We start from the raw sequence: 12550 nt of genomic DNA, 5'->3' as shown, positions 1-12550 counted from the left end.
AAAAAAACCGTGATTGGCTTGGGTCGGGTGCTATTTATGAATGCCATTGTTGCCCCTTTGAACACACACAAAACCCTGATCGTGATCGGCAACGGCATGGTCGGACATCATTGCGTCGAACAGCTGGTGGCGCGTGGCGCCCTCGAGCAGTACCGCCTGCACGTCTTCAGCGAAGAGCCGATGCGCGCCTACGACCGGGTGCACCTGTCCGAGTATTTCAGCGGTCGCGACGCTGAATCCCTGGCCCTGGGCGATGCCGCGCTGTACCAGGCCCCGGGCCTGACCCTGCACCTGGGGGTGGCGGTGCTGCGCATCGACCGCGAGCACCGCCAGGTCATCACCGCCGCCGGCCCGGTGCACTACGACAAGCTGGTACTGGCCACCGGCTCCTATCCCTTCGTGCCGCCGATCGAGGGCGCCGAGGGCGATTCGCGCCTGGTCTATCGCACCCTGCAAGACCTCGACGCCATCCGCGCCGCGGCCGCCAATGCCCGGCGCGGCGTGGTGGTGGGCGGCGGGCTGCTCGGCCTGGAGGCGGCCAACGCCTTGAAGAGCCTGGGCCTGGAAGCCCATGTGGTGGAGTTCGCCCCACGGCTGATGCCGGTGCAGCTGGACGAGCAGGGCGGTCGCGCGTTGAAGGCGCGGATCGAAGCCCTGGGCGTCGGCGTGCACCTGGGCAAGGGCACCCAGTCGATCAGCGCCGGCGAGCAGTACCGCTACCGGATGAACTTTGCCGGCGACGATTTCCTCGAGACCGACCTGATTGTGTTCTCCGCCGGGATTCGCGCCCAGGATGCCCTGGCCCGCGATTGCGCCCTGGAGATCGGCCCGCGCGGCGGCGTGGTGGTGGACAACCAGTGCCTGAGTGGCGACCCGCACATCTACGCGATCGGCGAGTGCGCCAGCTGGAACGGCAGCCTCTTCGGCCTGGTGGCCCCGGGTTACCAGATGGCCCGCAGCGTCGCCGCGCAGCTGTGCGGCGAGCCGGGCGAACCCTTCATGGGCGCGGACATGTCGACCAAGCTCAAGCTGCTGGGGGTGGATGTCGGCTCCATCGGCGACGCCCAGGGCCTGACCCCGGGTGCGCGCAGCTATCAGTTCATCGACGAGGCCACGGCCAGCTACCGGCGCCTGGTGGTGGATGCCAGCGGCAAGCAGGTGATCGGTGCGGTGCTGGTGGGCGACAACAGCTACTACGACACCTTGCTGCAATACATGCAGAACGGCATCGCCTTGCCCGCCGAACCGGCCGCCCTGATTCTGCCGTCCAGCGCCGGCGCGCCGACCCTCGGCCCGGGCGCCTTGCCCGAGTCGGCCACGGTCTGTTCCTGCCACAACGTGACCAAGGGCGCGATCTGCTCGGCCATCGACGGCGGCTGTTCCGACCTCGGCCAGCTCAAGGTCCGGACCAAGGCCTGCACCGGTTGCGGCGGTTGCGCCGGCCTGCTCAAGCAGGTGTTCGAGCACGAACTGATCGCCCGTGGCGTCAGCGTCGACAAGAGCCTGTGCGAACATTTCGCCTATACCCGCCAGGAGCTGTACGCGCTGGTGCGAGTGGAGGGCATCCTCAGTTTCGACGAGATGCTCGCCAAGCATGGCCGTGGCCACGTCGGTTGCGATATCTGCAAGCCGGCGGTGGGCTCGATCCTCGCTTCGTGCTGGAACCAGCCGATCATGGACCGTTCCCTGGTGCCGTTGCAGGACACCAACGATACCTTCATGGCCAACATGCAGAAGAACGGCACCTACTCGGTGGTGCCGCGCATCGCCGGTGGCGAAATCAGCGCCGACAAGCTGATCGTGATCGGCCAGGTGGCGAAGAAATACGACCTCTACACCAAGATCACCGGCGGCCAGCGCATCGACCTGTTCGGCGCCCAGTTGCACCAGTTGCCGGATATCTGGGCCGAGCTGATCGCCGCCGGTTTCGAGACCGGGCATGCCTACGGCAAGTCGACCCGCACCGTGAAGTCCTGCGTGGGCAGTACCTGGTGCCGCTACGGCGTGCAGGACAGCGTGCGCATGGCCCTGGAGATCGAGGACCGCTACAAGGGCCTGCGCTCGCCGCACAAACTGAAGTTCGCGGTGTCCGGCTGCACCCGCGAATGCGCCGAGGCGCAGAGCAAGGACGTCGGCGTGATCGCCACTGAGAAGGGCTGGAACCTGTACGTCTGCGGCAACGGCGGCATGCGTCCGCGCCACGCCGAGCTGTTCGCCACCGACCTCGACGACCAGACGCTGATCCGCTACATCGACCGCTTCCTGATGTTCTACATCCGCACCGCCGACCGCCTGCAACGCACCTCGGTGTGGCGCGAGAGCCTGGAGGGCGGCCTGGATTACCTCAAGGCGGTGGTGATCGACGACAGCCTGGGCCTGGGCGCCGAGCTGGAAGCGCAGATGCAACTGGTGGTGGACCGCTACGAATGCGAATGGGCCAACGCCCTCAAGGACCCGGAAAAACTCAAGCGCTTCCGCACCTTCGTCAACGACCAGCGCCCCGACCCGGACATTCATTTTGTCGAGGAACGCGGCCAGCGCCGGCCGATCATGGCCGCCGAACTCAACCTGATCCCTGTCACCGAGGAGGTGCTCTGATGAGCCTGTCGCCAAGCCCGCAACCTATCGAAAGTGCATTCGCCGAGCAGCCCGGCGTGCAGTGGCAGGCGGTGTGCAGCCGCCAGGACCTGGTCAGCCACAGCGGCGTGGTGGTCTGGCACGACGGCGCCCAGGTGGCGCTGATCTACCTGCCGGATGCCGCGCAGCAGACCCTCTACGCCATCGACAACCACGACCCGCAGTCCGGCGCCAATGTGATCGGCCGCGGCCTGGTGGGCTGCATCAAGGATGAGCTGGTGATCGCCTCTCCGTTGTACAAGCAGCACTTCCGCCTGGCCGACGGCACCTGCCTGGAGTACCCGGAGCAACGCCTGCGTACCTGGCCGGCGCGGCTGCGTGGCGACGTGGTGGAAATCGGCGTGCGCTAAGCCGCGCGCGCCTTACTCGATCCAGATCCATGCCTGACTTCGCGCCCCGTGGCGCGGGGCCGGAACCCCTGTTGCTCAAGGTATCGGAGACGCCCATGAAAACCGCTGCTCAATTGCTGAAGTTGAAGGCCGTGGAAAACCGCCAGGTGCACAGCATCGGCCCGGACCAGATGGTGCTCGAAGCGCTGCAGATGATGGCGCAGAAAAATGTCGGCGCGCTGCCGGTGATGGAAGCCGGGCAGGTGGTCGGTGTCATCAGCGAACGCGACTATGCGCGCAAGGTGGTGCTGCAAGGCCGCTCATCGGTAGGCACCCCGATCCGCGCCATCATGAGCGCCCCCGTGGTCACCGCCGACAGCCAGCACAGCATCGAACGCTGCATGGCCGTAATGACCGACAGCCACCTGCGCCCCCTGCCGGTATTGGAAGGCGAGCAACTGATTGGCTTGCTGTCGATCGGCGATCTGGTGAAGGAAGCGATTGTCGAGCAGGCGGGTCTGATTCGGCAGTTGGAGCACTATATTCGGGGGGATTGAGGGGAGGGGCGGGCGAGTGAGATGGCCGGATTGAGTGTCAATTCTCCATGGGTGCTTTTGCGAGACTAACTCTTATGAACCCCAAGGCATCTTTGTAAATTTGATGCCAGGCTTCAGAGGGCTCACTCATTAATGGATGCCAGAAAAACCTGAACTCATGCCCTCCATCATCCTCAGTATGATGAACCCAGGTATCAGGGAGGTCCTGCGCGACATGACATTCATGGAAAGCCCACATCTGCCCGGTTATAGGCGAGCGCCACGCCCCCAAATCTCGTACCACCTTGCCTTGAATCCCGGCTTCCTCGACCAGCTCTCGGGCAGCGGCCATCTCGGTTGACTCTCCGGGTTCCACGCTACCCTTGACCAGTTGCAGACCTGCCAGCGGATGCTCAAACGCCAGAATTTCTAGCGTCTCACTGCTCCGTAGCACTACCGGACAGGCTTTATCTACTGTCATGCCATCTTCCTCTTGGCTTGTAATTTCGCATCCTGCTCAGCTGAAAAACCTTCCCGGAGAGGATGCGGCGTTCATACCAAAGACCAGCATTATCCCGGTAGAACTAAGCATGTGATCTTTCGTTCAGCCTGAAGACGATGCCTTCCACTTCCATGTCGACGGTGTACTTGAACAACACGTGGATGCTCTTGGACATGCCTAGTAAACGATAGGTATCCCAGCCGCCCGTCATGCCGGAGATAGGCACTCTATAAGGCGCTCCTGACTCCAGCGGCTCGCCATATTGAGATTTAACCCAGGTCTGATTCATCTTGGTTTTGAGCTGGTAGGGAAGACTCCCTCGGTAGATGGGCTCTCCTTCAAAACCCTCAAGAAAGGTAATGAACAGGTTTTCAAAACGTTGAGTGATGGCCCAAAAGCCCAATTCGACCCCTGGCTCCGGCGACACTGTCACCCTGTCGCTGTCATCAAAGATGCCCTTTGGTGGTCCTCCTGGGAGATACATTCCTGAGGCAATCATTTCGGGGTAAGTGCGACCGAGGCTTTTGACCAAGTCATCGATCATTGCAGCGTTCATATCAATACAAGCCTTATCCGCACAGAGTTAAATGTTGGACTTGTTGTTTGACCTGAACACCACTCCTTCAACTTCCATGTTCATGTTGTATTGAAATACCGTTCTAATGTTTTTTGTCGTGCCGGGAAGGTGGTAGGTATCCCAGCCGCCAGTCATTCCAAGCACCGGCATTTTGAAAGGTGCTTTTGACTCCAAAGGCTCTCCGTAATGGGACCTTACCCAAGCTTGGTTCATTCGACGTTGAAGCTGGTACGGTAATCCATTCTCGTAAACTGAGTCGTCGTCGGAGGTCTTATGCAAGTAGATAGCGAGAGAGTCAAAGAGCTGAGTGCCTGAAAAGCCCAAATCTATTCCGGCTGCAGGTGACATGAACGAGGTCTCATCACCCTCGAACATACCTTTTGGTGGCCCGCCAGGGAGATACATTCCAGATGAGATCAACTCGGAATAGGTCTTCCCCATACTTTTAATCAGGTCATCGATCATTGCGGCGTTCATATTCGTGCCAGTGTGCCCCGTAAAACTAAGCGTGGGATTTTTCGTTTAGTCGGAAGACGATTCCTTCCACTTCCATTTCAATGTTGTATTTGAACAGCACATTGATGTTTTTGGACATGCCCGGAAAACGATAGGTTTCCCAACCGCCTACCAGTCCTCGCACCGGGATTTTATATGGACCCTTTGACTCCAGAGGCTCACCGAACTGTGATCTGACCCAGCTCTGGTTCATCTTGGTTTTGAGCTGATAGGGAAGCCCTCCTTTGTAGGTTGGCCTTCCGGGAAACGTTTCGAGGAAGGTAATAAATAGATCTTCAAACCGCTGGTTGCTGGCCCAAAATTCCAGCTCTATACCAGGCTCAGGCGACATTGATAGGGTGTCGCTGTCCTCGAAAATACCTGTTGGCGGACCTCCAGGAAGATACATTCCAGAGGCGATCAACTCGGGGTAAGTACACCCGAGACTTTTAACAAAGTCATCAATCATTGCGGCGTTCATATCAATACCAGTTTTGTTCCTGATGGAGGTCGTGCAAGTTTGTGCGTGCCGTTTCAATCTGCTCTTCGGTAAAGCCTTCTTCCAGTAGGTACGGCTTGATGGCATCGAGATTAGTGTCTACAGCAGCCCGTAGGTCAGCTGCATCCTTGGCCTGCTGGTTCTTAGTGTTCCTACCACCATACGTCTCACTGTACTTCTGATGCACCTTACGAGGAATTGCGATACTTGGTGCTTTGCGTAGATGTTCTTTGATGTCGCGTTGGGCAATGCCCGGGACGTTCGCCTTCAAAAACGCTTCCAACGCCTTCTGCGACGGTATGTGATCAATATCCAGCCCATCCTTGGCGCTTCTACTGGAAAGATCATTCGCCGGGCCGACTTCCAGCGGGTTGACCAGAGGCTTGGCGAAGACCAGGTACAAGGAGCGGATGCCGCTGTCTGCCGGGAAGGTGATGATGCAGTCTTCGACCTTGAGCTCGTCGATCGGCGCGCCCTGGAGTTGGCTGTCGCCGCCTTCGGCGATGGGGTGGACCATGAGGTTGGCCAGTTCGTCGGTCACCCCCGGGTAGGGGGTCGGGGCGGTGACCACCGGGCCGTTGTGCGGTGTCCAGGTGATGGTGAGCGTGCCGAGGTGGGCCTGCATGGCGTTTTTGTCGGCGTTCCAGTGGGCCTTGATCACCGGGACGCTGTCCTGGCCCGACTGGGCGCTGGTGTGGATGCCATGGATTTGCAGCACACCCTGGCGGTCGCGGCGGAACTGGAAGCGCACCCGGGTGGTGGCGGCGCGCAGCTCGCGCAGTTGTTCTTCGCTGTAGAAGGCGTCGTCGCCGAGCCGGGTCGGGGTCATGGCCAGGAGTAGCACCTGTCCCGCCGGGCCACCGAGGGTCCTGGCCGCGGTGCCGGCCATCTGCACTGACCAGGCGAAGTTCCTGAGGAGCCGTTCGCCGGCGACCCTGCCGAGCCCGACCTCGGTGGCCGAGGAGGCCATGAGCATGGTCTTGCCGAAATTGCCCGCGGGTTCGCTGGCGCTGCCGGCCCGGGTGGTGCCCCAGGGGACGCTGCTGATGGACTTGGCGAAGACCAGGTCGGTGCGGGGAACGGGATCGGGCCACGGGTCTTGCCGAAGGTAGACCGGCTGCGGTTCGGGCTCGGGGCAGAGCAGGCTGCCGCTGGCTGTGGCTGCGGAACTGTCGGTGACCAGCACCCAGTCGCCGTTTCTGACGGCGGCCAGAATTTCCCGGTCGCTGTTGATGCTGTAGTGCTCGCGCAACAGCTCGTCCAGCCCCGCAAGGCTTGACCGGTTGCGTTGCAGCGCCATGCGCACCTGGGTTTCGGCGAAATACGGATCGTGCGCATTCCATGCCTGCCGGTCGGAGGCTTTCAACAAGCGCATGTCAGTAAGCGCAAATCAGTAAATGCATGAGCGGCCCCGGCTTCTGGATAAGCCACGCATCCTAGGGGGCCATCCTGGCGCGGCGCTTTAGGCCCTTTCTGAAACGCTCGAAAGAAAACTCGCTTGTGTGGGCCGGCGATAAAACCGGCGATCCGTTTCTGGCGCTAAAAGCTGCCGTTCGTCACGGCGCACGGAGCGGGATTCAACTTTTGCCCACAATGTTTTTCACAGCTGTTGTAAGGGCCGCACCAGGCCCGGAGGGGCTGTTAGCCGCCGGAGGTTGAGCCAGATGAACGACGACTCCCTGGACGAAACGCTCGAGGAACGCCGTCAGCGCCGGGTGGCGCGGGCGCTGAGCCTGAACCCCGATGAAGTGGCGCGCTGGGTGGTGGCCATGGAAGAGGACGGCAGCGGCATGGGCTATGTCATCGAGTTTTCCGCCGCCACGCCGGTCGGGGTACTGGCCAGGGTGCCGGGGCTGGGCAGCGACCGGCTGATCAATATCGGCCCCATCGACTAGCCACCATGACCTCCGTGTTGCCCCCGCCAGCACTGACCGCCGAACGCCTGCGGGCCTTGCACCGCGAAGGCTTCGTGCTGTTGCCCGGGGTGCTCGACGGGGACCGGATCAACTTGCTGCGCCATGCCATCGACGGCCTCAAGCCCCAGCACTGGGACTACAGCGGCTTGCTCGAACACTACAAATGCGTGTTCAACCGCGACCCGCTGTGGCTACCGTTTCTCGACCTGCCGGGGGTGATCGAGCTGGCCGAAGCGGCGCTGGGTGAGGATTGCCATGTCATCGGCCAGACCGCCTGGCGCTGCCATCCAGGTTTCCAGGGGATGGGCCTGCACCTGGATTACCTGGCGATGCGACTGCCGCGCAGCCTGCTCAGCGATCCGGCCTTCGAGTTGCCGATGCAGATCTGCACCTGCCACCTGTACCTGGACGATATCGACCAGGACCTGTGCCCGACCCGCGTGGTGCCGGGCAGTCATCGAGCCGGGCGGCCGCCACGGGCCGGCGAGGAACATTGGCATGGCCAAACTGCCCAGGCCGTGCTGTGCCAGGCCGGCGACGCGCTGATGTTTCGCAGCGAGCTGTGGCATGCCGGCAGCGAGAACAGCAGCGCCGAACGCATCCGCTACCTGCTGCAGGTGCACTATGGGCGGCGCATGGTGGCGCAGAAGTTTTCGCCGTACCTGCACTGGCGTTTCAACCCCGAGGTGCTGGCGGCGGCCTCGGCGCGCCAGCGGCGGTTGCTGGGCGAGCATGAGGAAGCGGAATACGACTGAGCGAAGGGACTGTCAACTGTCGGGAAAGGGGATCGATAGCAACCAGCGGCTGAACGCCTGCAACGACGGCAGGTGTTGATAGCGGCTGGGGTAGGCCAGGTAATAGCCGCGGCCGCTGTCCACCGGCTCGAACAGCGCCACCAGCTCGCCGCTGTGGATCTCGTCCTGCACCAGGATGCGCGGCACCAGACCGATGCCGATGCCGGCGACCACCGCCTGGATCAGGTGCGCGGTCAGCTCGAACCCCGGGCCCATGCGCATCGCCCGCGGATGCAGGCCGTTCTGCTCGAACCATTCGGGCCAGGCGTCGGGGCGCGACACTACGTTCAGCAGCAACTGCCCGGCCACGTCGCCGACGGACATCGAAGCGTGCTCGGGCAGGGCCTTGGGGCTGGCCACCACCGTGAGCTTTTCCGAGAGCAGCCGATGGGCTTCGTAGCCGGGCCAGTGGCCAGTGCCAGCGCAGATGATGGCGTGCATGTCGGCGGTGTCCTTCGACAGGTCGCTGGTGACGATCCGCGAATGGATATGCACCAGGGTGCCCGGGTGGCTGGCGTAAAAGTCATGCATGCGCGGCAGCAACCATTTCGAGCCGAAGGTCGGCAGCACCGCCAGGTGCAGCGGGCCGCCGCCGGCCTTGTGGGCGATGGTCTGCAAGGTGGCGTTGCGGATCCGCGCCAGGGCCGCCGCCAGTTCGTGGTGATACAGGGCGCCGGCGGCGGTCAGCTCGATATGCCGGCCGTCACGGTTGAACAGCGGCACTTCCAGCAGCGACTCCAGGGCCTGGACCTGGCGGCTGACGGCGCTCTGGGTCAGCGCCAGTTCTTCGGCGGCCTTGGTGAAGCTGCCATGCCGCGCTGCGGCCTCGAAGGCCACCAGCACCGACATCGACGGAGTGAGACGTCTGGGGTTCATTCATAAAACTCATGAAAAAAGCACATGAAATACATTTGCCCAAGGTGCAAGGCTCTAGGAAAATAGGCTTTTTCGGCTGGCCACCGCCCCTCGGGCTGCGTGCAAGCATACGTGTTTTGCATGCACCGCTGCGCCTTTTCTCTGCCTGGAAACCTTTTTGATGATTGCTCTGCTTGCCCCCGAACGCGACCCGCTGGCCCACTACCAAAGCTTCCTCGACGCCCTGGCCGCGGACGGTTTTCGCGGCGAGATCGCCCGTGACCTGGGCCTGCGCACGGTGCTGGCCACCGACAACTCGATCTACCAGCGGCTGCCGCAGGCCGCGGTCTTCCCCCGGGATGTCGCGGACGTGGAGCGCCTGGCCCGGCTGGCGGCGAGCCCGGAACATCGCGCGGTGGTGCTCACTCCTCGTGGCGGCGGCACCGGCACCAACGGCCAGTCGCTGACCGACGGCATCGTGGTCGACCTGTCGCGGCACATGAACCGGATCCTCGAGATCAACGTCGAGGAGCGTTGGGTGCGGGTGCAGAGCGGGGTGGTCAAGGACCAGCTGAACGCCGCCCTCAAGCCCCACGGCCTGTTCTTCGCCCCGGAGCTGTCGACCTCCAACCGCGCCACCGTCGGCGGCATGATCAACACCGACGCCAGCGGCCAGGGCAGCTGCACCTACGGCAAGACCCGCGATCACGTACTGGCGTTGAGCACCGTGCTGCTGGGCGGTAGCCGCCTGGACAGCGCGCCGATCGACAACCGCCAGTTGGCCGAAGAGGCCGCGCAGCCCGGGCGGATCGGCGAGGTCTACCGCTGCGCCCAGGACATCGCCGACCACCAGGCCGAGCTGATCGAGGCGATCTTTCCCAAGCTCAATCGCTGCCTGACCGGCTATGACCTGGCGCACCTGCGCGAGAGTCCGGAGCGTTTCAACCTCAACAGCGTGCTCTGTGGCTCCGAGGGCTCCCTGGGCTTTATCGTCGAGGCGCGGCTGAATGTGCTGCCGATTCCCCGGCACTCGATCCTGGTCAACGTGCGCTACGCCGGCTTTATGGATGCGCTGCGCGATGCCAAGGCGCTGATGGCGCTCAAACCGCTGTCGATCGAGACGGTGGACTCCAAGGTGCTGATGCTGGCCATGCAGGACATCGTCTGGCATGGCGTGGCGCGGTATTTCCCCGAGCAGGCCGACACCCCGACCCTGGGCATCAACCTGATCGAGTTCAGCGGCGACGATCAGGAGGAATTGGAGCAGCGGGTCGACGCCTTCGTCCGCCACCTGCAACAGGACAACTCGGTGGTGCGCCTGGGCCACACCCTGGCCATCGGCGCCCAGGCGGTGAACCAGGTGTACGCCATGCGCAAGCGCGCGGTGGGCCTGCTGGGCAACGTCCAGGGCGAGGCGCGGCCGCAGCCCTTTGTCGAAGACACCGCGGTGCCGCCGGAGAACCTGGCGGACTACATCCTCGAGTTCCGTGCGCTGCTCGATGGCTACGGCCTGCAATACGGCATGTTCGGTCATGTCGACGCCGGCGTATTGCACGTGCGGCCGATCCTCGACATGAAGGACCCGGAGCAGGCAGCGTTGATCCGGCCGATCTCCGATGCAGTGGCGGCGCTGACCCACAAGCACGGCGGCCTGTTGTGGGGCGAGCACGGCAAGGGCCTGCGCTCGCAGTACGTGCCGGACTATTTCGGCGAGCTCTACCCGTCGCTGCAGGCCCTGAAGGCCGCGTTCGACCCGTTCAACCAGCTCAACCCCGGCAAGATCGCCACCCCGGCCTCGGTGCCAGAGGCGCGCCTGACCCGGGTCGACGAAGTGGTGCTGCGCGGCGAGCTTGACCGCACCATCGACGAGCGCGTCTGGCAAAGCTATGACAGCGCCCTGCATTGCAACGGCAACGGCGCCTGCTACAACTTCGACCCGGACGACGCCATGTGCCCGTCGTGGAAGGCCACCCGCAACCGCATTCATTCGCCCAAGGGCCGCGCCTCGCTGATCCGCGAGTGGCTGCGCCTGCAGGGCGAGCAGGGGGTGGATGTGCTGAACGGCGGTGGCGCGCGGCTTTCCAACCTGGCCCGGCGCGTCTACAACAGCGCGGCGCGGCTGGCCGGGCGCGAGGACTTCTCCCATGAGGTGTACGACGCCATGGCCGGCTGCCTGGCGTGCAAGTCCTGCGCGGGGCAGTGCCCGGTCAAGGTCAATGTGCCGGAGTTCCGCTCGCGCTTTCTCGAGCTGTACCACGGCCGCTACCTGCGCCCGCTGAAGGACTACCTGATCGGTTCCCTGGAGTTCAGCGTTCCCTATCTCGCGCGCCTGCCGCGGCTGTACAACGCGCTGATCGGCGCGGCGCCGGTGAGCCGGGCGCTCCAGCACCTGGCGGGGATGGTCGACAGCCCGTTGCTCAGCACCCTGGATTTCCAGGCGGTGTGCCGCCGGCGCAACGTGCGCATGGCCAACGCCGCGCAACTGGCGGCACTGTCCGCCGAACAGCGCGAACGTAGCGTGATCCTGGTGCAGGACGCCTTTACCCGGTTCTTCGAGACGCCGCTGGCGGCCGAGTGGCTGGAGCTGATCGAGCGCCTGGGTTTCCAGATCTACCTCGCGCCGTTCGCGCCTAACGGCAAGCCCTTGCAGGTCCAGGGCTTCCTCGGCGCCTTTGCCCGGGCCGCGCGCTACAACGCGCAGTCGCTGCTGAAGCTGCAAGCCAGCGGCGTGCCCCTGGTCGGGCTCGATCCGGCGATGACCCTGGTCTACCGCCAGGAGTACCGCAAGACCCTGGGGGCGGCTCAGGCGCCCGAAGTGCTGCTGCCGCAGGAATGGCTGGCCCGGGTGCTGCCTGCAGTACCTAGTGAGGCGTCGACCGAAGCGAACCCGACCGCCGAGGCCGAGCCGTATCAGTTCCTCGCGCACTGCACCGAGAAGACCAACGAGCCGGGCAGCATCGGCCTGTGGCAACAGGTGTTCGCGCGGATGGGGTTGAAGTTGCAAGTGCTGGCCAGCGGTTGCTGCGGCATGTCCGGCACCTACGGCCACGAGAGCCGCAACCTGGCCACTTCGCAGGTGATCTACCAGCAGTCCTGGCAGCCGCTGGTGGCGCGTCACGGCCAGGGCGGCCGACTGCTGGCCGACGGTTATTCCTGCCGCAGCCAGGTCAAGCGCCAGGAGGGGCAGGGCCTGCAGCACCCACTCCAGGCTCTGTTGGAACAACTGCGTAAACGCCCGCTAGCGACCTGACGACAGGGGGCGATGTAGCCGCTGCCGAGCCCGCGAGGTTGCGTACGGCAACGCAGTTGCCGTAAAGCCTGAGTCCGTGGTCTGCCTGGAAAAACGTGGTGTCCGGTCCAGCGCCCGCTGCGCGGTCGTGCGCAGCCTGCGGCAGCGGCTACACAGGCAA

Annotated in this window: 12 protein-coding genes; 6 read left to right on the top strand and 6 right to left on the bottom strand. The window is 63.5% G+C overall.

All coding sequences use genetic code 11. The features are described 5' to 3' along the window. Positions 1–36: 36 nt before the first annotated feature. The 3 genes from nirB (at position 37) to BM019_RS20775 (ending at position 3523) form a co-directional block, all read left to right on the top strand. Positions 37–2598 carry a nitrite reductase large subunit NirB gene (nirB, locus tag BM019_RS20785; RefSeq protein ID WP_092419780.1) on the top strand — a complete coding sequence of 854 codons (2562 nt, stop codon included), beginning with the start codon at positions 37–39 and terminating at the stop codon, positions 2596–2598. Continuing rightward, a complete protein-coding gene (gene nirD, locus BM019_RS20780; RefSeq protein ID WP_009043980.1) occupies positions 2598–2987 on the top strand; it encodes a nitrite reductase small subunit NirD in 390 nt (129 codons plus the stop codon). The genes nirB and nirD overlap by 1 nt, the downstream gene beginning before the upstream one ends. Before the next feature lie 95 nt (positions 2988–3082). After that, positions 3083–3523, top strand: a complete 441-nt coding sequence (locus BM019_RS20775) for a CBS domain-containing protein (protein WP_092419777.1) — start codon at positions 3083–3085, stop codon at positions 3521–3523. A 37-nt stretch (positions 3524–3560) separates the two neighbouring features. On the opposite strand, the gene BM019_RS20770 is transcribed toward BM019_RS20775, so the two are convergent. The 5 genes from BM019_RS20770 to BM019_RS20750 form a co-directional block, all read right to left on the bottom strand. Continuing rightward, positions 3561–3983 carry an NUDIX hydrolase gene (locus BM019_RS20770; protein ID WP_092419774.1) on the bottom strand — a complete coding sequence of 141 codons (423 nt, stop codon included), beginning with the start codon at positions 3981–3983 and terminating at the stop codon, positions 3561–3563. A gap of 103 nt (positions 3984–4086) precedes the next feature. Further along, positions 4087–4548: a DUF6392 family protein gene (locus tag BM019_RS20765; protein WP_092419771.1), complete on the bottom strand. Its 462-nt coding sequence runs from the start codon at positions 4546–4548 to the stop codon at positions 4087–4089. A gap of 39 nt (positions 4549–4587) precedes the next feature. After that, the gene (locus tag BM019_RS20760; protein ID WP_092419769.1) at positions 4588–5058 is read right to left on the bottom strand and encodes a DUF6392 family protein; all 471 of its coding nucleotides are present in this window, start codon (positions 5056–5058) and stop codon (positions 4588–4590) included. Positions 5059–5083: 25 nt separating this feature from the next. Beyond that, entirely contained in the window at positions 5084–5557 is a 474-nt protein-coding gene (locus BM019_RS20755; RefSeq protein WP_239691092.1) for a DUF6392 family protein, read from the bottom strand. 1 nt (position 5558) lies between these two features. Continuing rightward, on the bottom strand, positions 5559–6950 hold the full coding sequence (locus BM019_RS20750) for an S-type pyocin domain-containing protein (protein ID WP_092419766.1): 1392 nt from the start codon (positions 6948–6950) through the stop codon (positions 5559–5561). Between the two features lie 289 nt (positions 6951–7239). Between BM019_RS20750 and BM019_RS20745 the strand changes: the two genes are divergently transcribed. Both BM019_RS20745 and BM019_RS20740 read left to right on the top strand, forming a co-directional pair. Beyond that, positions 7240–7470 carry a hypothetical protein gene (locus tag BM019_RS20745; protein ID WP_007925461.1) on the top strand — a complete coding sequence of 77 codons (231 nt, stop codon included), beginning with the start codon at positions 7240–7242 and terminating at the stop codon, positions 7468–7470. Between the two features lie 5 nt (positions 7471–7475). Then, positions 7476–8246, top strand: a complete 771-nt coding sequence (locus BM019_RS20740; RefSeq protein WP_092419763.1) for a phytanoyl-CoA dioxygenase family protein — start codon at positions 7476–7478, stop codon at positions 8244–8246. Between the two features lie 12 nt (positions 8247–8258). Here the strand turns inward: BM019_RS20740 and BM019_RS20735 are convergent, their stop codons facing one another. Further along, a complete protein-coding gene (locus tag BM019_RS20735; protein WP_092419760.1) occupies positions 8259–9161 on the bottom strand; it encodes a LysR substrate-binding domain-containing protein in 903 nt (300 codons plus the stop codon). Positions 9162–9321: 160 nt separating this feature from the next. Here BM019_RS20735 and BM019_RS20730 point away from each other — a divergent pair, with 160 nt between their 5' ends. Further along, the gene (locus tag BM019_RS20730; RefSeq protein WP_092419757.1) at positions 9322–12390 is read left to right on the top strand and encodes a D-2-hydroxyglutarate dehydrogenase YdiJ; all 3069 of its coding nucleotides are present in this window, start codon (positions 9322–9324) and stop codon (positions 12388–12390) included. The last annotated feature ends 160 nt before the right edge of the window (positions 12391–12550 follow it).

This window comes from Pseudomonas sp. NFPP07, from assembly GCF_900115645.1.
Lineage (GTDB): Bacteria > Pseudomonadota > Gammaproteobacteria > Pseudomonadales > Pseudomonadaceae > Aquipseudomonas > Aquipseudomonas chlororaphis.
This window is presented reverse-complemented; position numbering and strand designations above follow the sequence as displayed.

What these genes read in the sequence shown, in the direction of transcription:
- BM019_RS20760 (WP_092419769.1), bottom strand. Translation starts at nt 5,058, where the DNA reads ATGAACGCCGCAATGATCGATGACCTGATTAAAAGTATGGGGAAGACC.
- BM019_RS20750 (WP_092419766.1), bottom strand. Translation starts at nt 6,950, where the DNA reads ATGCGCTTGTTGAAAGCCTCCGACCGGCAGGCATGGAATGCGCACGAT.
- BM019_RS20775 (WP_092419777.1), top strand. Translation starts at nt 3,083, where the DNA reads ATGAAAACCGCTGCTCAATTGCTGAAGTTGAAGGCCGTGGAAAACCGC.
- nirD (WP_009043980.1), top strand. Translation starts at nt 2,598, where the DNA reads ATGAGCCTGTCGCCAAGCCCGCAACCTATCGAAAGTGCATTCGCCGAG.
- BM019_RS20765 (WP_092419771.1), bottom strand. Translation starts at nt 4,548, where the DNA reads ATGATCGATGACTTGGTCAAAAGCCTCGGTCGCACTTACCCCGAAATG.
- BM019_RS20745 (WP_007925461.1), top strand. Translation starts at nt 7,240, where the DNA reads ATGAACGACGACTCCCTGGACGAAACGCTCGAGGAACGCCGTCAGCGC.
- BM019_RS20740 (WP_092419763.1), top strand. Translation starts at nt 7,476, where the DNA reads ATGACCTCCGTGTTGCCCCCGCCAGCACTGACCGCCGAACGCCTGCGG.
- BM019_RS20735 (WP_092419760.1), bottom strand. Translation starts at nt 9,161, where the DNA reads ATGAACCCCAGACGTCTCACTCCGTCGATGTCGGTGCTGGTGGCCTTC.
- BM019_RS20730 (WP_092419757.1), top strand. Translation starts at nt 9,322, where the DNA reads ATGATTGCTCTGCTTGCCCCCGAACGCGACCCGCTGGCCCACTACCAA.
- nirB (WP_092419780.1), top strand. Translation starts at nt 37, where the DNA reads ATGAATGCCATTGTTGCCCCTTTGAACACACACAAAACCCTGATCGTG.
- BM019_RS20755 (WP_239691092.1), bottom strand. Translation starts at nt 5,557, where the DNA reads ATGAACGCCGCAATGATTGATGACTTTGTTAAAAGTCTCGGGTGTACT.
- BM019_RS20770 (WP_092419774.1), bottom strand. Translation starts at nt 3,983, where the DNA reads ATGACAGTAGATAAAGCCTGTCCGGTAGTGCTACGGAGCAGTGAGACG.